Annotated in this window: 25 protein-coding genes and 1 pseudogene; 16 read left to right on the top strand and 10 right to left on the bottom strand. The window is 48.2% G+C overall.

Annotated features, from left to right (window positions below):
• Positions 1–42 precede the first annotated feature (42 nt).
• From ACHA8N_RS06450 to ACHA8N_RS06440, 3 genes are all read left to right on the top strand, one after another.
• Positions 43–591, top strand: coding sequence for a hypothetical protein (locus ACHA8N_RS06450; protein WP_028106133.1), 549 nt, complete (start codon positions 43–45; stop codon positions 589–591).
• Positions 592–694: 103 nt separating this feature from the next.
• Complete coding sequence (gene corA, locus ACHA8N_RS06445; RefSeq protein ID WP_393965144.1) at positions 695–1,651, top strand: magnesium/cobalt transporter CorA; 957 nt, start codon at positions 695–697, stop codon at positions 1,649–1,651.
• Positions 1,652–1,664: 13 nt separating this feature from the next.
• Positions 1,665–2,588, top strand: a complete 924-nt coding sequence (locus ACHA8N_RS06440) for a LysR family transcriptional regulator (protein WP_393965143.1) — start codon at positions 1,665–1,667, stop codon at positions 2,586–2,588.
• Positions 2,589–2,665: 77 nt separating this feature from the next.
• Here the strand turns inward: ACHA8N_RS06440 and ACHA8N_RS06435 are convergent, their stop codons facing one another.
• Both ACHA8N_RS06435 and ACHA8N_RS06430 read right to left on the bottom strand, forming a co-directional pair.
• The gene (locus ACHA8N_RS06435) at positions 2,666–6,259 is read right to left on the bottom strand and encodes a dynamin family protein (RefSeq protein WP_393965142.1); all 3,594 of its coding nucleotides are present in this window, start codon (positions 6,257–6,259) and stop codon (positions 2,666–2,668) included.
• A gap of 254 nt (positions 6,260–6,513) precedes the next feature.
• Positions 6,514–7,962, bottom strand: coding sequence for an NAD(P)H-binding protein (locus ACHA8N_RS06430; protein WP_393965141.1), 1,449 nt, complete (start codon positions 7,960–7,962; stop codon positions 6,514–6,516).
• A 192-nt stretch (positions 7,963–8,154) separates the two neighbouring features.
• On the opposite strand from ACHA8N_RS06430, the gene ACHA8N_RS06425 reads away from it, so the two are divergent.
• The 4 genes from ACHA8N_RS06425 to ACHA8N_RS06410 all read left to right on the top strand — a co-directional run bounded on the left by ACHA8N_RS06425 (position 8,155) and on the right by ACHA8N_RS06410 (position 11,938).
• Positions 8,155–8,538: a hypothetical protein gene (locus ACHA8N_RS06425; protein ID WP_393965140.1), complete on the top strand. Its 384-nt coding sequence runs from the start codon at positions 8,155–8,157 to the stop codon at positions 8,536–8,538.
• A gap of 279 nt (positions 8,539–8,817) precedes the next feature.
• Complete coding sequence (locus ACHA8N_RS06420) at positions 8,818–10,176, top strand: phenylacetate--CoA ligase family protein (RefSeq protein ID WP_393965139.1); 1,359 nt, start codon at positions 8,818–8,820, stop codon at positions 10,174–10,176.
• A gap of 403 nt (positions 10,177–10,579) precedes the next feature.
• The gene (locus ACHA8N_RS06415; protein WP_393965138.1) at positions 10,580–11,311 is read left to right on the top strand and encodes a DUF5694 domain-containing protein; all 732 of its coding nucleotides are present in this window, start codon (positions 10,580–10,582) and stop codon (positions 11,309–11,311) included.
• A 12-nt stretch (positions 11,312–11,323) separates the two neighbouring features.
• Complete coding sequence (locus ACHA8N_RS06410; protein ID WP_393965137.1) at positions 11,324–11,938, top strand: VOC family protein; 615 nt, start codon at positions 11,324–11,326, stop codon at positions 11,936–11,938.
• On the opposite strand, the gene ACHA8N_RS06405 is transcribed toward ACHA8N_RS06410, so the two are convergent.
• Positions 11,935–12,507, bottom strand: a complete 573-nt coding sequence (locus ACHA8N_RS06405) for an MDR/zinc-dependent alcohol dehydrogenase-like family protein (protein ID WP_393965136.1) — start codon at positions 12,505–12,507, stop codon at positions 11,935–11,937. The two genes, ACHA8N_RS06410 and ACHA8N_RS06405, sit on opposite strands and share 4 nt — an antisense overlap.
• A gap of 186 nt (positions 12,508–12,693) precedes the next feature.
• On the opposite strand from ACHA8N_RS06405, the gene ACHA8N_RS06400 reads away from it, so the two are divergent.
• The 4 genes from ACHA8N_RS06400 (at position 12,694) to ACHA8N_RS06385 (ending at position 14,932) form a co-directional block, all read left to right on the top strand.
• On the top strand, positions 12,694–13,329 hold the full coding sequence (locus tag ACHA8N_RS06400; protein ID WP_233550653.1) for a hypothetical protein: 636 nt from the start codon (positions 12,694–12,696) through the stop codon (positions 13,327–13,329).
• Between the two features lie 314 nt (positions 13,330–13,643).
• Positions 13,644–13,841 carry a hypothetical protein gene (locus ACHA8N_RS06395; protein WP_147511045.1) on the top strand — a complete coding sequence of 66 codons (198 nt, stop codon included), beginning with the start codon at positions 13,644–13,646 and terminating at the stop codon, positions 13,839–13,841.
• Positions 13,842–13,955: 114 nt separating this feature from the next.
• On the top strand, positions 13,956–14,351 hold the full coding sequence (locus tag ACHA8N_RS06390) for an RDD family protein (RefSeq protein WP_393965135.1): 396 nt from the start codon (positions 13,956–13,958) through the stop codon (positions 14,349–14,351).
• 77 nt (positions 14,352–14,428) lie between these two features.
• On the top strand, positions 14,429–14,932 hold the full coding sequence (locus ACHA8N_RS06385; RefSeq protein WP_393965134.1) for a GNAT family N-acetyltransferase: 504 nt from the start codon (positions 14,429–14,431) through the stop codon (positions 14,930–14,932).
• A gap of 105 nt (positions 14,933–15,037) precedes the next feature.
• Here ACHA8N_RS06385 and ACHA8N_RS06380 read toward each other — a convergent pair whose 3' ends face one another.
• A complete protein-coding gene (locus ACHA8N_RS06380) occupies positions 15,038–15,226 on the bottom strand; it encodes a type 2 periplasmic-binding domain-containing protein (protein WP_393965133.1) in 189 nt (62 codons plus the stop codon).
• A gap of 114 nt (positions 15,227–15,340) precedes the next feature.
• Here ACHA8N_RS06380 and ACHA8N_RS06375 point away from each other — a divergent pair, with 114 nt between their 5' ends.
• On the top strand, positions 15,341–15,478 hold the full coding sequence (locus ACHA8N_RS06375; RefSeq protein ID WP_393965132.1) for a hypothetical protein: 138 nt from the start codon (positions 15,341–15,343) through the stop codon (positions 15,476–15,478).
• 70 nt (positions 15,479–15,548) lie between these two features.
• On the opposite strand, the gene ACHA8N_RS06370 is transcribed toward ACHA8N_RS06375, so the two are convergent.
• Positions 15,549–16,037, bottom strand: a complete 489-nt coding sequence (locus ACHA8N_RS06370) for an NUDIX hydrolase (protein WP_393965131.1) — start codon at positions 16,035–16,037, stop codon at positions 15,549–15,551.
• A 177-nt stretch (positions 16,038–16,214) separates the two neighbouring features.
• On the bottom strand, positions 16,215–16,964 hold the full coding sequence (locus tag ACHA8N_RS06365; protein WP_393965130.1) for an SDR family oxidoreductase: 750 nt from the start codon (positions 16,962–16,964) through the stop codon (positions 16,215–16,217).
• A gap of 148 nt (positions 16,965–17,112) precedes the next feature.
• On the opposite strand from ACHA8N_RS06365, the gene ACHA8N_RS06360 reads away from it, so the two are divergent.
• Positions 17,113–17,502 carry a DUF402 domain-containing protein gene (locus tag ACHA8N_RS06360; RefSeq protein ID WP_393965129.1) on the top strand — a complete coding sequence of 130 codons (390 nt, stop codon included), beginning with the start codon at positions 17,113–17,115 and terminating at the stop codon, positions 17,500–17,502.
• Positions 17,503–17,537: 35 nt separating this feature from the next.
• Entirely contained in the window at positions 17,538–18,200 is a 663-nt protein-coding gene (locus tag ACHA8N_RS06355; protein ID WP_393965128.1) for an HAD hydrolase-like protein, read from the top strand.
• A 74-nt stretch (positions 18,201–18,274) separates the two neighbouring features.
• Here ACHA8N_RS06355 and ACHA8N_RS06350 read toward each other — a convergent pair whose 3' ends face one another.
• The 3 genes and pseudogenes from ACHA8N_RS06350 to ACHA8N_RS06340 form a co-directional block, all read right to left on the bottom strand.
• Complete coding sequence (locus ACHA8N_RS06350; RefSeq protein WP_393965127.1) at positions 18,275–18,979, bottom strand: class I SAM-dependent methyltransferase; 705 nt, start codon at positions 18,977–18,979, stop codon at positions 18,275–18,277.
• Positions 18,976–19,617: a creatininase family protein gene (locus ACHA8N_RS06345; protein WP_393965126.1), complete on the bottom strand. Its 642-nt coding sequence runs from the start codon at positions 19,615–19,617 to the stop codon at positions 18,976–18,978. The genes ACHA8N_RS06350 and ACHA8N_RS06345 overlap by 4 nt, the downstream gene beginning before the upstream one ends.
• A 14-nt stretch (positions 19,618–19,631) precedes the next feature.
• Positions 19,632–19,748: pseudogene (locus tag ACHA8N_RS06340) on the bottom strand (YciI family protein); the annotation flags it as partial.
• A gap of 320 nt (positions 19,749–20,068) precedes the next feature.
• Here ACHA8N_RS06340 and ACHA8N_RS06335 point away from each other — a divergent pair.
• Both ACHA8N_RS06335 and ACHA8N_RS06330 read left to right on the top strand, forming a co-directional pair.
• A complete protein-coding gene (locus ACHA8N_RS06335) occupies positions 20,069–20,770 on the top strand; it encodes a hypothetical protein (RefSeq protein WP_393965125.1) in 702 nt (233 codons plus the stop codon).
• A gap of 78 nt (positions 20,771–20,848) precedes the next feature.
• Positions 20,849–21,217 (top strand): PH domain-containing protein, encoded by a 369-nt coding sequence (locus tag ACHA8N_RS06330; RefSeq protein WP_026832836.1) that lies wholly within the window; start codon positions 20,849–20,851, stop codon positions 21,215–21,217.
• 232 nt (positions 21,218–21,449) lie between these two features.
• On the opposite strand, the gene ACHA8N_RS06325 is transcribed toward ACHA8N_RS06330, so the two are convergent.
• Complete coding sequence (locus ACHA8N_RS06325) at positions 21,450–21,767, bottom strand: hypothetical protein (protein WP_393965124.1); 318 nt, start codon at positions 21,765–21,767, stop codon at positions 21,450–21,452.

Raw genomic sequence — 21,767 nt, 5'->3', positions numbered from 1 at the left:
ATCGACTTGAGCATGGAGTCACCATTGAAGGAGGGGAAGGCAATGAACATTAGTCGCGCCATTGTACGCAAACGCTACACGGATCACACTTTGTTTTATTCTGCCATCCTAACTTGGAAGTTGCTTTTCTTCCTGCCCTTACTCATGTACGTCAATAGTGGGTCGGACCATGTTTTTCGTCTTTATTTTGTTCCTTATTTGACGGTCATTGTTTTATTTCGTGTCATGACCTACTTTGCCACGTATAAAGCTTCCTTTATGGAAATGACCGAGATGGGCTTATCTGTGTTCCTGATCATCGCAGATTTCTACTTGGTTGCGTTATTTGATATTCCATTACCGTTTGGGATGGTCATCATGTTGTTATCAATCTTGCATTTTACTGCTGCGTTCAGTCGTTTTCGTTGGTTTCGTCGTCGGCTTTGGCTCAACCGTCATTTGGAGATCTTGAATTTTCTGACCGATCATGGTGAGACGCCGATCAAGATTGCCGTGGTATCTGAAGACGAGATGCTTGTGACGACAAAAAGCGGCAAAGAGTTCACGTACCGTCATGTTTACTGGAACGGCTTTTACTTCGAACGCGGATAAAATAAAAAGACTGTAGACTCAGCGCTACAGTCTTTTTTTGATGGAAAAGGCATCGATTGTTTGCGATACTGAAGGCACAGTAACGAAAAGTAGGTGAACGTTTATGATACGTTGTCTTCTTGTGACGACCGATCATCAAGTTTTAGTGGATACGCATTTGAATCGACTTCACGAACCAAATATCAAGTGGTATTTTGTTGATTTTGACCAACCGACGGAGCATGAGAAACAACAGCTGGTGTCGGCATTTGATTTTCACCCGTTGGCGCTTGAGGACTGTTTTCAGTACTTGCAACGCCCGAAATTGGAATATTATGAAGGGTATAGCTTTTTTGTTCTGCATGCCTTAGATACGGAATCGCTAAAAGGGAAAGAAATTAATCTGTTTGCTAATGAGAAGTATGTCGTTTCTTACCATGAAGAACCATCAAGCGAGATTGATTTGGTGTTCAATACCTTTCAACGGATTCATGGCGACCATGAACACTGGACGATTGAGATTGTACATAAAATCATGGATAAGATCGTCGATGGCTATTTTCCAATCGTGCATGCATTGGAAGATAAGATTTTTTCACTCGAAGGACGTTACGAACAGCGCGGAAACGATAAACGCATCATGGAAGACATCTTTGATATTCGATCCGATTTGTTGGAAGTGGCGCGAACGATTTTACCGATGCGGGATTTGTTATACCGTGTCGTTGAATCAAGACGACTGGCGATCCATGCAAATAAAAAAGCCTTTTTCCAAGATATCTACGATCATCTGCTGAAACTCAACGACATGATCGAGTACAACCGCGAGATGACTTCCGAATTCCGGGACAATTTTATATCGCTCAATTCATACCGGATGAACAATATCATGAAGACTTTGACGATTTTTACGACGATTTTCATGCCCTTAACGTTTATTGCCGGAATTTACGGAATGAACTTTGAACATATGCCGGAACTGACGACGAAGTATGGCTATTTCTTTGCTTTAGGCGGAATGGCGATGATCTCGATTAGCATGATTGTGTATTTCAGAAAAAATCATTGGTTTGATGAGTGAGGGAGGAAAGCGGTTGGATATTCGACAATTACGATTTTTCACGACCATCGTGGATCAAGCGTACAATTTAACCCGAGCTTCAAAACACCTACATATTTCGCAACCTGCACTCAGCCAGCTGGTGCGCGATTTTGAAGAGTCAGAGCAAGTCGAACTGTTTGAACGTCATCATGGACGCTTGACCGGTCTGACCGATGCGGGTCGACAATTTTATGAAGACGCGTTAAAAGTGTTACGCCAACATCAAGTCATGATGGAGCATCTGCATGAACGATCCAATCTGATGCGAGGGAAAGTCCGGCTCGGCATTCCGCCTGTCATCTTACCGGTCCTGTTCTCGCAACTCATCCCGAAGTTGATGGCAGAACATCCGGGGATTGAGTTGGAAGTGATTGAAGAAGGGGCATTTGAATTAAAACGCCGTCTGTTGCTCGAAGAATTGGACTTAGCGATTTTGATTGAGCCGGGAGAGTCGTATGGAATCGAACGTTACCGGTTGATTGAAGATGAGGTCGTCGTCGCGGTCCGTCCCAGCCATCCGCTGAGTCAGCAACAGAACGTATCCTATCAAGAGTTGGCTACAGAACCGCTTGTCATTCTCAATGACAGCTTCATGTTGCATCATCAAATTCTGTCGCAGTTTCGAAACGTTCAGGTGGAACCACACATCTTTTTTACGTCCGGAGCTTGGGATTTGTTGATCGGGATGGTCCAGGAACTGGATGTCGTGTCGATTTTACCAGAACCGATTTTACGGTTTCATCATGCAGAAGATATCCGAATTCTTCCGTTTGACCCACCGATGTTATGGGACGTCTCTCTCAATCATTTGGCGGGAGTCGAACAACGGCCGCTCGTCCGTCACGTCCACGAGTATGTCTTACATTATTTTAAATCGTACTGGCCGCATCCTTCCGGTCGAGAGGGAACGGAATAAAAAAATCCCGGACGATTCGTGTCTCTTTCGATAAGAGGACGAAATCGGTCGGGATTTTTGTTGACGTTTGGCTGGTATCAAGACGAGGACGCCGGTAACAGCTGATTGATTTTCAGTTGGGCTTCTTTAAATGGAGCGAGCGGATTCGGAGCGCTCAAGGTATCGCGTTCGACCTCGATTTGCTTCCGTAACGTGTCTTGCAGTGCTGCATACATCGCATCGAGTAAGACGATGACGTGTTGATGGGCGATAGTACGTAATTGTTGTTCCTCGGAGTCCAGATATGCGGTGGCGTCCGGTTTCGTCATCTGCATCAAAGCGTCTTTTAATTGTTCTTTTTCGTTTCGTTCAAAAAAGACTTTGGCATTTCGGAAATACTGTTTCACGGATTCGTAAGGTGTTGGGTCAAGAAACGGTCCCGTAAAGCTTACCGCCGGCATTGAAAACGACTCGAATGGCGACAATTGGAAGGACGGGTTCAATTTCCTCGCAAACTGTTCTTCCTCTTGGAAACGTTGGTCCATGGCAGTTTTAATCCAATTGTCGATCCGGAAATGGGTCACTCGCAGTTCTTGTTCAAAATCATACCGCAAGAAGCCGAGCAATTCCTCCAAGGCTTGTTGTAAAGCCTGCTGTTTCGTGGCATTCGCAAACCGGACCGGATGATAGGCTTCTTTGAAGAAGTCCGGGAACCGGTAATAAATACGCTGATTGACATGGTGCAACAACTCATGAATTTCAGCAGCTAACGCATGCCGTAGCAAGTCGGGGCGATGATCCGCGAAATGTGTCTCAATCGTTGCCGTGATCTGGTCGAGTTCTTCCAGACGGCTCTCTTTTCGTGCAATATTGGATTCGGTTTGTGCAATCACTTGTCCCAACCGATGGACGGTTTTTTCCGTCTCATCCGATAAGGCTTGTAAGGCGAGCCCTTTCAGGTCTTGTTCCAAAAATTGATGGAACACTTCTTCGAATGCGGAAAGTCCGGATTGCTGGCTGTTTCCGGTCTGTTTTTCGGACAACGCCTGCAGGCTGGAGACACCGAACAGGCGCGGCGCCCGAATTCCGAACCGTTGCAATTCGGTCCCGACATACTGTAAGACGTCTTGCTTTTCGGACTCTTGACTAGCTAAATCAATGGCATTGACGATAAAAAACATCTTGTCGAGTTCAAACGCATCCTTGACGCGCCCGAGCTGGATGAGAAATTCGCGGTCGGCGCGAGCGAAGGCGTGGTTGAAGTACGTGACGAACAGAATCGCATCGGCATCCTTGATATATTCGAAAGCGACATCGGTATGGCGGGCATTGATTGAATCAGCACCCGGTGTATCGACCAATGTAATCCCGAGACGCGTCAGGGGACTGTCGAAATACAAGTCGATAATATCGACAAAACAACTGAGGTGTTCTTGGGCGACATATTCCGTGAACGTTTTCCGGTCAACGGTTTGAGTCGTACCGATGAACGGTTGAACAATCGGATAACCGGTCGAAAAGGCACGTAAAAATGAAGCGTTTCGTAACTCCTGTTCCGAACGGCTTTCAATCCAAGCGAGTGCGTCGGTAAGTGATTCAGCGGATGCATCGAATTTATGCAGCACGTCATTCAAATCGCTGAGCAACTCCTGCTCGGTTTTAAACAGGATCGTCGCCGTCTCATGCGGATGTTCCGGACTGACCGGATTGATCCGGTTGATCGATGCCGTCGTCGGGTTAGGTGAAACCGGTAAGACCGCATGTCCGAGCAACGCATTACAAAACGACGATTTACCGGCGCTGAAGGCGCCGAACAAAGCAATCGTAAACGTACTCGCGGTGACCCGAGTCAACTTGTCTTCGAGATAGGCGACCGTTTCTTCGAATCCGGGCACTTGTGACAAAATGTCCTGGATCTGCTTAATTTCATGAAGCGAGTAGGACGGCGCTTCTTTGGACGTTGTTGTTACCGGCTGTTCGACCGTCGCCGCTGTTTCTTTGAGTGATTCAAGTGGTGTAAACGGAACGACATCTTGTTCTGTCCGTATCAGTTTTTGTTTCCATGCTACTACTTGTTGCCGGGCAAGTTCCACTTGATCATCCGAAGGCGCGGCTGCTTGTTCGAGATAGGTCGTCATTCCTTGACGCGTCGCTGTTTCCGTCGTCAACAGTTCACGTTTTTGACGCAAGACATCTCGATCGGCCAGTAACGCCTGCACGGCTGTTCCATCCGTCTGTTCGAGTTCCACACGAACGGCGTCCCGCCACCGGTTTGTTTCTTTGACATACCAGGCACTAGTCTGGCTGACGACCCGGTTCGTAAATTGCAGGACGGATTCGCCCGTGATCGTGATGCCTTCTTGCAACGCCTCTTCGATCACGTCAAGCGGAGGATCAAGCGGAAACTGATCGATTTGTAACGACTGCGTATCCGACAACAAGCCGGCTTCTTTCAACGACTGCTTCATCAGTTTACGCAGGTGCAAAGCGACTTCCGAGGTCGTGACGGACTGCAACGCATGCAACACGTCTTCGGCAATCTGTTGCTGGGTCTCCTGCGTTTTCTTGGCACTTTTGAAAAAGCCGACTTTAAACGTCGGCTGACGTGATTCAAGAAACGTCTTCATCTTTTCACGGAGTTCAAACGGCATCAACGTCGCATTTCGAAGCAAACTTTCGCGGTGTTTGGAGAAGCGGCTGACCCATTGTTCCGGTGACATCAACTGGATTTGTTGCTCGATCTGTTCCAAGCGTGAGAAGACCGTATCCGGATGGAGTTGTTCTTCGCGTGTCAGCTGTTCCTGACTGGCTTGTTCAGCTTCTTCTACCCGGGTCTGCAAGTAGGTGACGTGTTCTTGATGCAGGCTTTCGAGCGTCGTCGCCGCGGACTGCAGAAGTTTCGGTTGAACGTCCCGGATGCTTTGCTCCACCAATTGTTTGACCGTCGCAAAATCGTTGTCCGGCTGTTCAGCTTCGCGCAAGCTTGTAAAAAAGATCCCTTTTGGTTCAACACCATGCGACGCGAATGACTGGCGGACAGAGCGTTTAAACGACGCAAACGATAACTCGTTGGACTGGTGTTTATCAATTTGATTGACGATTAGGTACAGCTCAGGAACGGAACCGAGCAATTCCTTCGTGACCATGAAATTCAATTCGGACTGAACATGATTGTAATCCATGACATAAAAAATAATATCGGCTAAGTGTAAAGCGGATTCGGTAGAAATTCGGTGTGCATCGTCCACGGAGTCGACACCCGGTGTGTCCATCAGGACCAAACCGTTTGGCAACGTCGATGCCGCGTGGGTGATGTCGATTCGTTCGACCGTTCCATCGCGTCCTAACGTCTCGAGGTGAGACAACTCATCAGACGTTAACTTGACGGACGGACGATCATGGAAATGGACGATTGCGGCATCGTGCTGATCATGTTGGACCGTTATGATATTCGCGCTCGTCGGAATCGGACTTGTCGGTAAAATCGATTCGCCCGTCAACGCGTTGATCATACTCGATTTTCCGGCGGAAAAGTGACCGGCAAAAGCAATCGTAAATTCACGTTTTAATAATTTTTTTGAAAATTTATCTAGTTTATCCAGTCGGAGTTGGTCCGACGAGGGGTGAATGAGTGTTGTCAGAAGCGCGGTCGCTTCTATCTGGTTCGTTAATCGTTCTTCGAATGAGCGCATGCGTATGAAACCCCTTTCTTACAGTCATGTTTTAGTGTAGCATGGTTATTTTGTGTTCGTCATCTGCTTAGAAGTAAGTTGTTGACGTTCAATCTATTTGAAGTATTCAAACTGACGTTTTTTTTTATGGTTTATGCTGATAAAGCAGGAGCAAACAGGCAAGAACTGTCAGATTTTATATTACTTAATGAAACAAAACATGACTGGAGTTCTCTCAAGAGGAGGACTCCAGTCATGTTGGTCGAAAGTAATGATTAATTGGGTTCAGGAACAATCATTTCGGATTCATCCGGACGTTCTTCAGTCGTTTGCATAAGTCGGAGCAGGTGTAATTTAAACAGATACATCACAAGTAAATGGATATTGGCTTGCGTCGTTTTATACAGCATCCACGGTAAAGCGGGCACATATTCATGGATGGCAATGAGACATTCTTGGGAACCCGGGATTTGACGGAACTCGATCCGGCCTTTGCTGCCTTCTTGTACTTGGGCGAATAGTCCGCCTGTAATGCGGTACGTCGCTTGTTGGGCATCTTGGAACGGTTCCTTCGTCAACTCCAGCAAGGGTTGATCCAAGAAGGGAACTTGAATCTGGACAAGCGTTTCGTCCGCCAGGTGTGACGTCAGAAATGGTTTGGCGAAAGACGACAACCAGTCGACATAATCATCGGCTGCCCAGTTCGCATCCCGGCCTTCCGGAAGACGAACCCGTTGGACGGACCGGACATCCAGCGATTCGGGCTTCTTCGATGAACCCGACGAGCCTTTTTTCTGTTGCTTCTCTTCTTGTTCTTCTTCGAGTGCCATCCGAACCGACTCTTCAAAAGAAATTTTCCCGTTACTGATTCCGTCGACCATCTTTTCGGGATCGGCGACCATTTCATGTACCATACTTTCAACGAGTGGATAAACCGTCTCTTTCGGTTCACCGGAAACTAAGGTGACCCAAAGCCGCGACAGGTTGACCGTCATGAACGGTAAATCAAAGGTCGGTTGTTTTTTGCCGATCACTTCAGCCGTTTTTAAGATCATTTCTTTATAAGTCATCGATTCGGGACCACCGATGTCGATGGCTCGATCTTTCAGGTCATTCCGTCCTACGCTTGCGCCTAAAGCATGGATTACGTCAGGCAGGGCGACCGGGTGCGTTTGATTGCGCGTCCATTCCGGAAGTAACATCACAGGCAAGCGTTTGACGAGCTTAGATAGAATCGGGAAGGAAGAACCCTTTGGTCCGACGATCAAAGCGGCGCGAATCGTCGTCACCGGTGTTCCGTAAGCTCCAAGCACCCGCTCGACTTCCAGACGGCTTTTCAGGTGGCGCGACAAATCTTCTGTTTCTTCGGGAATGATTCCGCTTAAGTAGACGATTTGCTGAATACCGTTTTCTTTGGCGGCACGGGCGTAATTGTCAGCCAAAATCAAATCCATGTCTTCGAAAGAACCTTGCGTCAGCTTGGCGGACGGCATCATCGAATGGACCAAATAGATGGCGATGTCTGCGCCCTGTAATCCGTCAATCGTATCGTTGAGTGAAAAGAGATCGCATGACCGCCATTCGACGTTCGCCTCATCATCTTTGTCGTCGCCGTTACGGGACAGCGCAATGACATCATATTTTTTCTTTAATTCATTTAATAAATTATGTCCGATATATCCTGTTGCACCGGCGAGCGCCAGTCGTTTGCGTGGTTGTGTCATTTGATTTCCTCCTTGATTAGCACTACTTGAGCAATTTACCCGAATCGACCGCTTCGTAATCCAAACAAGTGTTTTCAAAAAATAAGGCTTCAGTCGTTAAAAACAGGGAAAAGAAAAAACAGGGAACACAATCAAGGATTCAGCAGCAGTATACTCTGCACATTTACTTTTAGTTTAGGGAGAGGGACGAAGATGAATGCAGTCTGTTTCTTAGATGAACACCACTATAAACGCTATCACATGATTTTGAGACGGTTAAATGCGAGGAATCGGTCAAACCATTCGTTTCAGTCGATCTTGTTTTTGGCAACGGGTAACTTACAATTGTTGCAACTGTTCAGTGATTATTTTTTTCCGGAGACGGGTGAATTTTTTTATCAAGAGTTGCTAGCGGAACCGATTGATAACCGGATTGTCGAAGTCGAACGTCAATTGCTGGTTCAGTTGTATAATGGTCGCACGACCTTGACCGTCATCGAGGTGATCGACCAGTTGAATCCGAAAGACTTGGAACTTGCGTTAGGGGCCATTCAAATCAGATCATTCGGCGCGGATGAAGGTATCGTCCACCGGTAACAAAACTAATCCCATAGCTGACCGTAAAAGAAGTGGAATCGTTGATGATTCTACTTCTTTTTTTGTGAGTCTCATACGATTTACCAAAACAAAAGAAGAAACGCTAAAAGATGTTTGTGACACCAGTTTATTATCATAAAACGGTATCCGAATAAAAGCTAAGCTTGTTTATTAAGATTTGATTGAACGGAAATCCAACTGGAAATAAGATGTAAGTAACAGGAAAAGTATGACGACTATCGTCTGAAATCTACGATGAGACGGGAGAGGAGTGAACGTATGCAACTCAAACAATCAATTTATTTTCATTCGCCGATTTTCATTCAAAACATCTTGACGACGATATATGGGCGCGTTTTGTACCAAGAACGATATGGGAGCGTGTATCAAAAACGTTTTCAAGAATTAAAGGAGAAAGAACAATTTCGCGTCAACGCTGAAAAAGAACAATTGAACCGTCTGAATCAATTTCTGACGTTTTGTTACGACTACAGCACTTATTATAAAGAACTTTTCGACGGAGCGCGGATTTCCTTACCATTTCAACAACTTGAAGAGTTGAAGCAAATTCCTGTATTAAGCAAAGAACTGTTACGGACACGCAATGCAGATATCCACGCCAAAGTCCGGGCACCGATTCTCGGGAAAACGGGAGGGACGACCGGAAAGTCGATTCAAGTCCATTACACAAAAGACGACATGCAAGTCCGGATGGCGCACCTGGATTACTTCAAATGGACGCATGGCATTGAGCGCGGGATGCGCCGGGCCAGCTTTACCGGTCAAGTGCTTGCGGCAACGAATCAAAAATCACCGGTCTATTGGCGGATGAACAAAACGATCAATCAAATGCTGTTTACGATCAAAAACATCAATCCGCAGACGGTCGCTTCTTACATCGAACAATTGAACCGGTTTGACCCAGAATCGATTGATGGATTACCGTCCGGTATGATTGAAGTCGCCCGGCATGCGAAAAAATATGGCATCCCCTGCACGTTCCGACCAAAAGCAATTTTTCCGACGGCAGAGATGATGACGGCCGAAGAACGAAAATTGATTGAAGAAGTGTTTCATGCTCCGATTTTTGATCAATATGCCTCATCCGAAGGGGCACCGATCGTCGCTGAATGTCGCTTCGGAAAAAAACATCTGCATTACGAAATGGGCATCATTGAAGTGGAAGCAGATGGACAGATTCTTGTGACAAGTTTTGATACGCACGGGACTCCTCTCGTTCGCTACCGTGTTGGCGACCGGATGACACTGAGCGAAGAGACATGCCAGTGCGGCCATGCGGGTCCGATCATCGCATCGATTGATGGAAGGGGCCGCAGTTTTATCCAATTGAAGGACGGTCATCGTATTTTTGAAGGCGAACTTGCCGGCATCGTTCGCGCCTTTCCGAACTGCATCGAACGTGTTCAATACATCCAAGCAGATGAAAAGGAAGTCGTCATGCTGTATGTACCGGACGAACGCTGTTTTAAAGAAGAACATGAAAAAGAGCTTTATTTTGTCTTGAAGCGGTTGTTTGGGGGACAAATGGAAGTCCTTTTGCGAGCAGTTCCGGAAATCCCAAAAGAAATCAGTGGCAAGACATTGCTGATCAAGCAATTGATGGCGGACTCCCCTTAATCAGAAAAATGCCGAAAAAAGCAGATTTCCTCTGAAAACCAGACGGTCAAAGAGTATTGGAAAGCCAGCTGTTAAGTCTCGTTAAAGTATTGCCGAACAGCGTTGAATAGGATATCACGTTTGTTACATTCCGGATTGGATACGGTTTTCGTCGGAACACGAGCAGCAACTCTACTTTTTTTGAAAATCTTACTGGGCGCGGACATGGAGGTGTCGCTTCGGGCAGTTCAAGAAATTCCGCGCGAAGTCAGCGGCAAAACGTTACTCGTTAAACAAATGATGGTCTAAAAGGCGGATCTTTTCGAAGATCGGTCTTTTTTTGTCGATTCCTTCGTCCAGCTCAATGGAAATAGATGACAATCTCTTGTAAAATGGGAATCATTAGTGGGATAGGAGAAAAGACATGAAACCATGCCCTAGCATTTTGATTGTCGGGACGATGCACTTAGATCGTCCGGACAACGGTGATCTGTTGCATCCGGCGCAGATTGCAGTGTCGGATGCAGAGCGTCAACAGCAAATCCAGATACTGATCGACGTAATGTTGACGTTTCGACCAACGAAAGTGGCGCTCGAGACGACAGCGGACCGACAAGCACAACTCAATCAAGACTATGCCGCCTATCAAAAAGGAGCTTTTGAACTGACAGCCGATGAGCAACATCAAATCGGATTCCGGTTGGCCTGTCAAGCGAAGTTGCCTCAGGTAAACGGCGTCGATTGGAATCAGTCAATCGAGGGAGTGCCAAACCTCAGTCAACTCGAACAGGAAGAACCGGTTGGATTTCATCAGATCATCTCGCAGGAAACCGTGCGAATGAAACAACTGAATCAGGACATCATGCGGCTCGATTTTTTGACCTTCTTTCAGAAAATCAATCAACCAGACACGACACGGGGTATGCATCAGACCTATTTGGAACTCGCTCGACTCGGGGAGACGGGCATGCATTGGGTTGCCCGGTATTGGTATTTCCGGAATCTGATGATTTTTAAAAACATCCTCGCACTCGTCGAATCATCGGACGAACGGATTGTCGTGATTTACGGATTGGCCCATGTGCATCTACTACAGCAATTATTAACAGACAGCGGTCTGGTCGAAGTGACGACACTCGACGACCTGACACGATAAGGAGAGAAGTCAATGTTATTTCATTACCATCTGTGGACGCCGTTCGTCGAAGAGACGGAACGGTTTTATCAAAAGCTTGGTTTTCGCGTGACGCAACGAATTGGAAAACAGGACGGAACGTTCATGTCGTTTGACCCGCCACTTGACTGGGACGATTTCAGGCATGAAAAGATTCTGTTTCGGATCATTGAGATGAAACGGGGAGCAATCAACATTACGTTTGGGTACGGAAAAAAAGTCACCTTCGACCACATCGGCTTTTGGATGACAAAAGCCGAGCGGCTGGCGACACTTCAACGGGCGGAAACGTTGGGGTGGACGGTCCAGGCGAACGAACGCCGAACGTTTATTCAGACGCCTTACGGCTTTCGGATTGAATTGCAGACGCATCTGGATGCGATTGAATCACGATCGGGGGATCAACTTCTGCAGCTCGAGATTGCAACATCCAAACCGGATCTTGCAGCGATGTTACACCAGTTACTCGAGCGACCGGTTCCGGAAATCACGACGTCAGCAGCCGAGCAGACACGTTTGGTTGACGTGACGTTTTCCGGTGAGCATGCAAGACACGAGCAGGATCCAAACGGTTTGGAAGTGCGGACGGTGAGTCGGGTGCAGCGTTAATCAACGAGTGGATAGGTGACGAAGACTTTTAACGGATGCGCGTATGTCAGCAAGCGCTCGAAACATGCGACTAGATCGCGGGAAGCGACCGTTTGTTCATACAGTTGCTCGAGCTGCGGAACGTGCGGTGCCGTCTCAAAAAACCACGCAGCATGAGTGCGGTAATCCCACCCGTCACTCGAGCCGACAATCCGCAATTCCTTTTCGTAAAAAGCCGACGTCAACGATAACATCTCGTGATTCCCGTCCGACAAGATACAGAGCTGGCCGTGAGGAACCAATGCCTCTTGTAACAGAGCAAGAGCGTCCTGACGGGCCGAGCATTCGAATGCATGCGTAAACGTGTTGGAAAGTGGATCGTCGGGCTGAAACAAAGCCGTCGCGCCAAGTCGTAAAGCGAGGGCTGCCCGGACGGGATCCGGTTCAGAAACAATAATGCGTTCGACCTGATAATAGTAGCGGAGATAAAAAACAGTTAATAACCCCATGACCCCCATCCCGGTCACGAGTACAGAATCTGTCGGCAGGGGTGCTAATTTCCGTACGCCCTTCGCGGCGTCACACGACAAGATGTTCAGTACGGCAAGTTTAGCCGAAATCCCGTCCGGAACGGGAATAGCTTTTGACGCCTCGACAAGCGCGACGTCTTGATGACCAAAAATATGACAATTTTGTAAGGTGTGTACTTTTGGAAAGTAACCTGTTTACCAATCAGGATATGCTATTCTAGACAAAAGACTGAACAAGAAGAGGAAGTGGCAGACATCGAACGCATCGAAATGTCGATTCATCGTGGATTAGTGGAATTAAAAAATTTAGACAAACGAATTCAAAAAGCACAGACAAAACCATTCATCGGTGTTCATACCGGCAGTCAGGCTCCGGCAGGTTATCCGTCGGTCGTGACATTTGCCGAAGAAGCCAAAGCCAATCTCCAGTCGATTCGGGACTTGATGGAACGACGGAACCGGATCAAGTCGGCCATCACGGCGTCGAACGCTGTAACGGTCGTCCGGATTGCCGGGCGCGAGATGACCGTCGCCGAAGCCATCGACCGACGGGATGCCGGTCTGGTCTATGACCGTCAATTGTTGCAGACATTACAGACGCAACTCCGGCAGGTCGAGCAGACGATCGAGGAAGAACGTCAAGATATCACGCGTCGGGCTGACAGCCATATCGAGGCGACGTATGGTTCACGCGAGAAGGGCAATGCCGAGGAAATCGAAAAGTCACGGCGTTTGTTCCTTGAACGCTTGGAACCAAACTTGATTGATCCGTCACAGTTACGTCAAGTAATCGCTGAGCTCGACGAGACGATTGACACGTTTGAGGCGGAAGTCGATTTCACACTCTCAGAAAGTAATACAGTCACGAAAATCTTCGCCTGATGAAAAAATTCCTTGTTTGTCCGATGATCCTGCGACCAAACACGCTTGTTTTGTGCGATAACAAAACGTCGGCGCGATGCACCTCACAGCGGTTCTGAATGGAACCTCAAGTGAAAGTTCAACGCTGACAGCTCAACGGATAACGAACAATGGTCAACGATCAAATGATCAAAGCGGAAAGTTGAATGAGCAAAGACGGATAAAATCCACGGTACAACGGAATGAGAGAGGATTTGTTTGTTGCCTCTAGGAACACCGCGTGGCTGGACTGACAAGGAACCCATATAAAAAATCGACTGAAGAGGGTGGGAAAAATGTTGTATTGGTTTTTGATCGTGCTTGATATGTCGAACATCGCGCTTGCGGCACTCATCATCGGACTCGTTTTGACCGTGAAGTACGGGCGGCTGTTCGTCCGTCGGGACATCCCGGGATCCAGTAAACGAATGGCAGCTGTCCTGTACACGGGTTGTCTGTTCGGTTTGAGCAGTATCGTCCTGCTGTATGCGTGACGAGTTACCCTTTTTTGATCGGAGTCATCCGTCTCAAAGAAGGTTTTTTTGGTTGTGGCACGAAGAAAATACAAACAGCTCTACCAGTTGAAGTGAAAAAAGGAGGAACTGAGGATGGACGGATTATTAAAACGTCGGATCGGGGCAGGAATCGTTGATTTACTTGTCCAAGGAGTGGTTGCCGGTGTGCTCGAGGAAACCGTGTTGAAACGCGTCAAAAATAAGGCGGTTCATTCACTGATTACGGAACCGGCCGTCAATTTCCTGATCGAGACGACACAACTCGCGACAGGAAGCCGGCAAACCATCGGGCAACGACTGTTTCAGATTCAACTCGTCAGCGATAACGGACAACCGCTCGCTGTCAAACAGATTGCGAAACGGATTGCTTACCGGGAAACGATTGCCCCGATCAAAACATGGAAAAACCGTAAAATCTATCTGCAGGACGGATCGGTGTTACCGGAGGATGAATTTGCCGGTACACGTGTTGTGCGGAAGGGAAAGTGAAGCGATCTCCTCGCCTGTACACGTCAGGCAGAATCAGTACCGGTTTTTCTTAATCGGGAAAGAAAGAGGGGGCGGATGTGATCAAGACACTTAGTATTCAGCCGATCAACGCCGGCAATCGACAAGCGGTTCTGGCATTGGAAGTTGCTCCGACTCAACGTGATTTTATCGAGACCAATCAACAGTCCCTACAAGAAGCCAGGCAAGATCTCGTACACGAATGGTCGTGTCTGGCCTTATGTGAAGCGGATCGTCCAATCGGATTTATGATGATTGGAGCGGCGAACGAACAGGAACGGTATATTTGGTTAGATCGTTTTATGGTGGAATGGCGCTTTCAAGGAAAAGGATACGGCAAGCTTTTCCTGAAACAAGCGATTCAGTACATTACCAAACAGTATGATGTGGATGAGATTGTTCTCAGTGTTCATCCAAAGAACAGGTCTGCGTGTTTGTTTTATGAAAAAAATGGCTTTCAGAATACACAACAAATCGATGAAGCCAACGGGGAAATCATCTTTGTCTATCCGTTGGCGGGAGCGAACTACCCGTGCTTCCTGGATCAAAAGACGTTCTCATGAATCCGTCAACAGACGGGACGAGAACCCAAAAACTAAAAACACACTCCAGCAAATTGCTGAAAGGTGGACCGATTGATGGGGCGACTCATGCATCGGTCCCCTTTTTTATTGGGGTTGATCGTTTATCCACTCCAATAATTTTTTCGCCGGACGTGACAGGAAGGCTTCTTTTTTCCAAATCAAAAACGTGTTTGAGGTGACGTTCGGCAGGAGTGGCACAAAAATCAGTTCACTGCCTGTTGTATTGATGATGTGCTCCAGGCATAAAGCGTGACCAAGTCCTTCTTTGACCAAAAGTGACGCATTAAACAGTAAGTTATAAGTTCCGACGATGCGGCTTGCATTGAAATCGAGTCCCGGACGTCAAACGCTTCAACTACGAGACCAAAATCGAGAATACCTTTATCGATGAGATGTTTCGTAATTTTTTATGAAGCGGTCGAACCGGTGGCTGAATATACACGAATCGGAAAAATCACCGATTTTGAGGACATTCAATCGCTGTTTGCTCCCGCAAGTGTCCAGATTCGTTTTCTGAAGAAATAGGAAACATAAAAAAGACTTACATCTGGTCCCTGACCGGTTGTAAGTCTTTTTTAAATTGATCTTTTTGTGGTCATTTCAGGGACAGAGGCGAAAAGGAACTATCCAAATTCCATAACCGGTCTCCCAGTTGTTTAAGCAACTCGTTGGCCCGGCGTTCGATTGCCTCGGGAAGTGTCGCTTGGCTGAAGTAGCTCAGATTCAGACTTTCCCCGTCGAGCATCGCAAGCGTCCCCGTGACGTCTTTTGCATGATAGAGATGAATGACGCTGTATGTTTCATCCCCGTTCGGATACTGGAAGTAAAAGCGGGGACCGGAAAAGACGCCGATCAGTTCCAGTTGAGTCGTCTGTAGACCAGTCTCCTCCTGCAGTTCACGGATGGCGACTTCTTCGAGTGTTTCGCCGAGTTCCATCGATCCGCCCGGCAGTCCCCAGTCGTGTGTATCGGACCGGTGTTGGAACAAGACTTCCTGTTGATCGTTCGTTACGAGGACCGTCGCACCGACGCTGATGATCGGACGACTCCCGATGGTCTTGCGTAATTCTGAGATATACCCCATGTGGAGACCTCCTTCAAGATCTGTAAGATTGGCTTTGATGTAACCAGTATTTGCACAGGACGGAACAGCATCCTTGTTCGCGATCACGTCCCAATCATTCAGCTGGATTGAGGTGGATCGTATGTGGTGACAGGACATCGGTAAGTTGTTGAATACTCATGTTCGGTCGCTCCTCCATTACCGGATGAATCCACCCTCTGCATGAATGATCTGTCCTGTGATCCAGGCGGCGTCTTCACTGACGAGGAAGGCAATGGTCCGCGCGGCATCACTCGGTGTACCGATCCGTCCGAACGGAAACTGCGATTGGAGCTGCGTCCGGACGTCATCCGTCATCCACGTCGAATCGGTTGGTCCGGGATTGAGCGCGTTGACGGTAATCCCAAGCGGCGCGACAGCGAGCGAAAACGAAGTCGTAAACGCTGAAATCGCCCCTTTTGTCGCTGCATACGCGAGTTCATCCGGCATCGGACCGAGATCCTGTCCGGACGTCATATTGACGATGCGACCATTCTGTAAACCGGCTTGCTCGAACTGACGGGCAAACAGGACCGATAACAGCAGCGTGCTCCGGATGTTGACGGAGTAGTGGGCATCGAGTGCTGCAATGTCCAAGGAAGCCAGATCGGTCTGCGTCGAGTGAGCGGCATTGTTGATCAGCACGGACGGCGTACCGACTGTTGAGAGCGTATGGGTGAAAACACGTTCTGTCGCATCCGGTGCCGACAGGTCGATTTCGAACGCCTCGCTTTGGGTACCGTTTGCCGCCAGCTCTGCTTGAAACGTCTTGATCCAGGAAGGATCGGCTTTCCAGTATGTAAAACAAATCGTCATCCCTTGAGCCGCGAGCTTTCGGCAAACCGCCGTGCCGATATCATCGGGATGGCTCGCACCGGTAATGAGTGCGAGCCGGGGTGAATATGACATAACAACGCCTCCCATGTAAGTCCGTCTATGTGTGTCATTGTACCGTGATGAAAAGAAGGGCGTCCAGAAAAAAGAGGGATTTTTTTACAAAATGTAATAGAATCCATCCGTTTCCAAATGCTATGATGAAAAAAAGAGGTGGTTCAACGTGCTGAAACGGAAATACGCAGCGCGCTCGTCATGGAAGCGGATGATTGAACGAAATTACCGGGAGCTGTACATGGAGACGGAATCATTCACCGGGTATGTAACACGGCTTGATATGATTCAGGTGACGCACCCGTTGCATGTTCGGTATTCAGAACAGGTGATTCAGCTTGTTGGCGACGGCTATTCCTGGCTGCAACAGTTTCCGAGCGGAAAAAAACATGTCGTCACGACGATGTTTGATGAACACGGAAAAATCGTTCAAACATATGTCGATATTTGTCTTCGTCACGGACGGGATGCGAACGGGATTTACTGGGATGATTTGTTTTTGGATCTTGTGCCCGGTACGCTTGCTTATGCGCATCATGCCTTACTGGGCGATTCGTGATCTGAATGATCTGAACCATCAAGGAGGTTGGAAACATGAAACAGGCGTACATATTTGATATGGACGGGACGTTATTTCAAACGAATCGTATTCTTGGCTATGCCTTGGACGACGCGTTCACGTTCTTGCGTGAGCAGGGACGCTGGAGCGGAGAGACCCCGCTTGCGAAATATCAATCGATCATGGGAGTACCGTTGCCGGAAGTCTGGCGGACGCTGTTGCCGACGCATACGGATGACGAACGGACTGTTGTTGATCAAATCTTTCAAGGTGCGCTGATCACCCATATTGAACAAGGGCACGGTGCGTTGTATCCGGGTGCCGAAGCGACACTTATGGCTTTAAAAGCAGCGGACCATCCTTTGTACGTCGCAAGCAACGGCTGGAACAACTATTTAGCTGCGATCGTTACGTATTATGAACTGGATCGGTGGTTAGACGGTGTCTACAGCATCGAAGACGTGGCGTCGTTACAGAAAAGTGATTTGGTACGGCACATCTTGTCAAACCATCAGTTGACGCAAGCGACGGTCGTCGGAGACCGGATTTCTGACTTTATGGCGGCACGGGCCAATCAATTACCGGCCATCGGCTGCCGTTTTGATTTTTCGAATGAAACGGAACTGGCAGAAGCTGATTATATCGTCTCCGATTTACGGGACATCCTAAAGCTGAGTCTTGCTCCGCTCTTGAAATGAGATGATCTAGTTTCAACACGACACAACCGGTGCCTCCTTTGAATGCAAGGGGACACCGGTTGTGTTGGATTGAGTCATCTCTTTTGGAAAAGCGCTGTCCACAGTCCGGAGAGCCCGAAGACCGGATCGGTCGGGGCAGCTTCCTGCATCAACCGGATTTCCAGGACGTCGAACGTATCGAAAATCGAGCGGAGTTTGTCTTCCGTGAAGCCAAGACCACCCTGCAGACTGCGTTGACGGTAAACGTCCCAGTCCGTCATGTCGGACCCGCCGTACTGTCCGCCCTCGACGAAGCAGGTTAAGGCAAAGCAACCGCCCGGTCGTAACGCATCGGTGACGATGCGGATATAATCGTGTCGCCGGTGCGGGGCGATATGATGGAAACAGCCGGAGTCGTAGACGAAGTCGTAAGCACCGTCTTCAATCGAGAGTTCAAACAAGTTTCCTTGCCGGAACCGGACATCAAGTTGGCGCTCGTTTGCCCGTTCATTTGCCCAATCAATCGATGTCTGAGCAAGGTCAATCGCGTCGACCTGACTTCCACGTTCGGCCAGATACAAGGCATTGCGTCCGGGACCACTTCCGAGTTCGAGGACACGCGTCAGCGGAAGTTGTGTTTGTTCCACGTAAGCGACAAGATTCTCATCCGGTTTATCGACGAAAAAGGGAATCCGTTTCGTCCGGTCTTCATAAAAGTTATCCCAAAACGCGGTCGGTTCCCGCAGTAAAGCATCCAGCATGTTCAGGATATCGTCCTGCGTGCGAATCGTTTCCTTCATCGTGGCTCCTCTTTTCTCACCGGCAGGTTTCTCAGACGGACGGCAGTTGTCAGTGTGTCTTCCAGGTGTTCCGCCCGCTTGTCGATGAAGGTCGTCCAGAACGTTTCCCCGATTCTTGCCAGTTCGTCCGGTGAATAGACGCCGGGTTCAAAATGACCCCAACAGCCGTCCGTTGTCAGTTGATCCCAAAAAACATAATCAGCGACCGGGTAATGCGACAGCGGAACGTCTCCCCCCATCGGTTTTAAATCGACGAGTTCCGGATACTTGAAGTTGATCTGTTTGACGAACGCCGATTCCCAGTAGGCACCTCCGTGTCCGTTGCAAAGGACAAATTGATTAAACCCTTGACGGAACAGATTGACGATGATTTCTTCTAGCATCGCCGATAACACCGTCGGACTGACGGTGACGGTTCCCGCTTGATTGGCATGTTCTTCGGAGGTATTAAACGGCAGGGTCGGCAAAACATAGGCGTTTAAGCGTTCGCCGAAAACGGTCGCATACCGCTCGGCAATCAATGTATCAAGATGCATCGGCAAATACGGTCCGAACTGTTCCGTCGCACCGACCGAAAGAATGGCAATGTTCGTCTGGCTGTCTTGGATGACTTGTGTACTGTTTTTGTAGCTGAGCATGCATCAATTCTCCTTTATTCAAATACTTGACGTAATTCGATTTGTCCTTCGCCGTGACCTTGCGGATCCGGCATACGTTTGGCCCAGGCGATCGCTTCCTCTTTTGACGACACATCAATCAACAGGAAACCAACTCCTGATTAAAGGCCGCCATCGCCTCTTGGAGCGATAGATCCGGAAGTAAATCGGCTTCCGACCGGTGAGACGCTTTGACGAGCAACAGGAATAACATGAATTAACCTCCAAACGAAAGTAAAAAATAGTGATGACCGTATCTCTTATCTAGTATTCGAAAAGCAGTCAAAAATCCCTGCTGTATCAACTAAAAAATGGATGTAAAAAACTTTTTCGACGGAATAGATAAGGAAAATGATTGCCAATTTAATCGTGTTTAATTAGCATATAAATGGAAGTTGTGAAATCAGAAATGATCATGAAAGGAAAGTAGGACATGATATATTGTATCGGATTATTTTTGTTGGGGGTCGTCGGGTTGACGGCGCGCGGGTTGTATTTTGGGATCTTCGACATCACGGAGTGGGCGAGTCTATCGTTGCTTCTGCCCGCCGCCTCTGGAGCGGGGTGGATCGAACGGATCCAACAAAAGCGGGACGGGACCTTTTGCGGCTTAGACGCCGGATACGCTTCACGCCTCGGTGAACGATTATCGACAGGGGTAAAACAGATCTATCGGGCGGATGTTTCGTTCGGTACGTACCGGCGGGCGTTCCATAAACCATGGCACCGCTGGTTCATTGCTTTTCCGAAGGTGGAAGGGTTTTTTCTGAATTTGGTGTTCGACGTGTCAAACCAACAACTGGAGCTAGTCGAGAAACCGAATCAACGGTTGTGGAGCAATCAGACGGAATGGTGGATCGAGGAGGGGGGAGCGACTGTCGGTGAAATCAAAACGGATAATACGCTCCGTCATGCGGCCGCCTTCAGCGAAGTGTTGCAGATGACTTACCGAACGGAACAGTATCAGATCCGGTCATCCAAGTTATCGCGGCGCGTAGAGGTGTTGCAGCAAGGCGCAACGATCGCCACGAGTAAACGGAAACGGAATCTTTTGACGTTTGATGTTTCCAAACCCGATACGCACGTCGCGCTCATCGCCGGAATGGTCTTGTTTCGTTTCCATTATCGGGGATGACGCCTCCCGGGTGAAGGGCGGAGTGTGATATCCTAAGACAAAGCAAGAGAATCAAAAACAGAAAGCAGGCGATTTGTGATGAGCAATCCACTGAGTCAACTCGCGTGGACCTTCGTCTCTGAGTGTGACATCCCGCATGACGTGCAAGGATTATTGATTCAAGGCGAACAGGCATTGTCCGCCTACAAGACGATCCGTGACGTCGCCGTCTTCACGACCCACCGGTTGATCATTCGGGACGCGCAAGGACTGACGGGAAAAAAGGTCGAAGTCTACTCGATTCCCTATAAGTCAATCAACATGTATTCGACGGAAAACGCCGGCGGGATGTTTGACATCAACTCCGAAGTTCAACTGTTCACCCGGGCCGGAACGATTAAGATCAATCTCAATAAAAAGGTTGACGTTCGAAAAATCGATCTGTTGATTGCCAATGCGATTTTATAAGGAGGAAAGCGTGATGAAAAGAACGTTCAAGAAAAAACGTGTGATCCTCTTATTGACGTTGCTCGCCGCCATCTGCCGACCTAAACGAGTCCGTTAATTTTATTTCAACTCCCGTAATTTATGCTTAAATGTACAAAGCGTAACGACGGGTAATCTTCATTTGCTGAATCCGTCACTCTGAATAACAGGGAAACAGCACAAAAACGCTTCTGCCGATAAAAAAACGGATCCATCAGGGACCCGTTCCGCAACTGACCGTATAGTGATGATCTTGTTTTTTGCTATAACAAATGGTTGGGGTCATCCCCGTCTCACTGTCATGATCGTACCAGATGACGTCGTACATGCGCCCGTACTCCGGATCGATCATTCTTCTGTCGAGAAGGGCGCTGTAACTCTGATATGGATGCCCTTGTTCGTACAGATAATGGCGAATCGCTCCGCGCTCTGTATCGTTCGAAAAGATGACCGGCGACAGCAACGGTAAGACGATCAATAAGGTGAGTAGAGAACCACCCATCCACAGCCCAATTTTTTGCCAACGCTTCAT

The organism is Exiguobacterium sp. S22-S28 (assembly GCF_043359615.1).
Classification (GTDB): Bacteria; Bacillota; Bacilli; order Exiguobacteriales; family Exiguobacteriaceae; genus Exiguobacterium_A.
Note: the sequence above shows the minus strand (reverse complement) of the source record. Positions and strands in the feature narration are given on the sequence as shown.

Excerpts from the sequence above, each read along its gene's own strand:
- ACHA8N_RS06450 (WP_028106133.1), top strand. The coding sequence starts at position 43 with ATGAACATTAGTCGCGCCATTGTACGCAAACGCTACACGGATCACACT.
- corA (WP_393965144.1), top strand. The coding sequence starts at position 695 with ATGATACGTTGTCTTCTTGTGACGACCGATCATCAAGTTTTAGTGGAT.
- ACHA8N_RS06435 (WP_393965142.1), bottom strand. The coding sequence starts at position 6,259 with ATGCGCTCATTCGAAGAACGATTAACGAACCAGATAGAAGCGACCGCG.
- ACHA8N_RS06430 (WP_393965141.1), bottom strand. The coding sequence starts at position 7,962 with ATGACACAACCACGCAAACGACTGGCGCTCGCCGGTGCAACAGGATAT.
- ACHA8N_RS06425 (WP_393965140.1), top strand. The coding sequence starts at position 8,155 with ATGAATGCAGTCTGTTTCTTAGATGAACACCACTATAAACGCTATCAC.
- ACHA8N_RS06420 (WP_393965139.1), top strand. The coding sequence starts at position 8,818 with ATGCAACTCAAACAATCAATTTATTTTCATTCGCCGATTTTCATTCAA.
- ACHA8N_RS06415 (WP_393965138.1), top strand. The coding sequence starts at position 10,580 with ATGAAACCATGCCCTAGCATTTTGATTGTCGGGACGATGCACTTAGAT.
- ACHA8N_RS06410 (WP_393965137.1), top strand. The coding sequence starts at position 11,324 with ATGTTATTTCATTACCATCTGTGGACGCCGTTCGTCGAAGAGACGGAA.
- ACHA8N_RS06395 (WP_147511045.1), top strand. The coding sequence starts at position 13,644 with ATGTTGTATTGGTTTTTGATCGTGCTTGATATGTCGAACATCGCGCTT.
- ACHA8N_RS06390 (WP_393965135.1), top strand. The coding sequence starts at position 13,956 with ATGGACGGATTATTAAAACGTCGGATCGGGGCAGGAATCGTTGATTTA.
- ACHA8N_RS06375 (WP_393965132.1), top strand. The coding sequence starts at position 15,341 with ATGAGATGTTTCGTAATTTTTTATGAAGCGGTCGAACCGGTGGCTGAA.
- ACHA8N_RS06370 (WP_393965131.1), bottom strand. The coding sequence starts at position 16,037 with ATGGGGTATATCTCAGAATTACGCAAGACCATCGGGAGTCGTCCGATC.
- ACHA8N_RS06365 (WP_393965130.1), bottom strand. The coding sequence starts at position 16,964 with ATGTCATATTCACCCCGGCTCGCACTCATTACCGGTGCGAGCCATCCC.
- ACHA8N_RS06355 (WP_393965128.1), top strand. The coding sequence starts at position 17,538 with ATGAAACAGGCGTACATATTTGATATGGACGGGACGTTATTTCAAACG.
- ACHA8N_RS06350 (WP_393965127.1), bottom strand. The coding sequence starts at position 18,979 with ATGAAGGAAACGATTCGCACGCAGGACGATATCCTGAACATGCTGGAT.
- ACHA8N_RS06345 (WP_393965126.1), bottom strand. The coding sequence starts at position 19,617 with ATGCTCAGCTACAAAAACAGTACACAAGTCATCCAAGACAGCCAGACG.
- ACHA8N_RS06335 (WP_393965125.1), top strand. The coding sequence starts at position 20,069 with ATGATATATTGTATCGGATTATTTTTGTTGGGGGTCGTCGGGTTGACG.
- ACHA8N_RS06330 (WP_026832836.1), top strand. The coding sequence starts at position 20,849 with ATGAGCAATCCACTGAGTCAACTCGCGTGGACCTTCGTCTCTGAGTGT.
- ACHA8N_RS06325 (WP_393965124.1), bottom strand. The coding sequence starts at position 21,767 with ATGAAGCGTTGGCAAAAAATTGGGCTGTGGATGGGTGGTTCTCTACTC.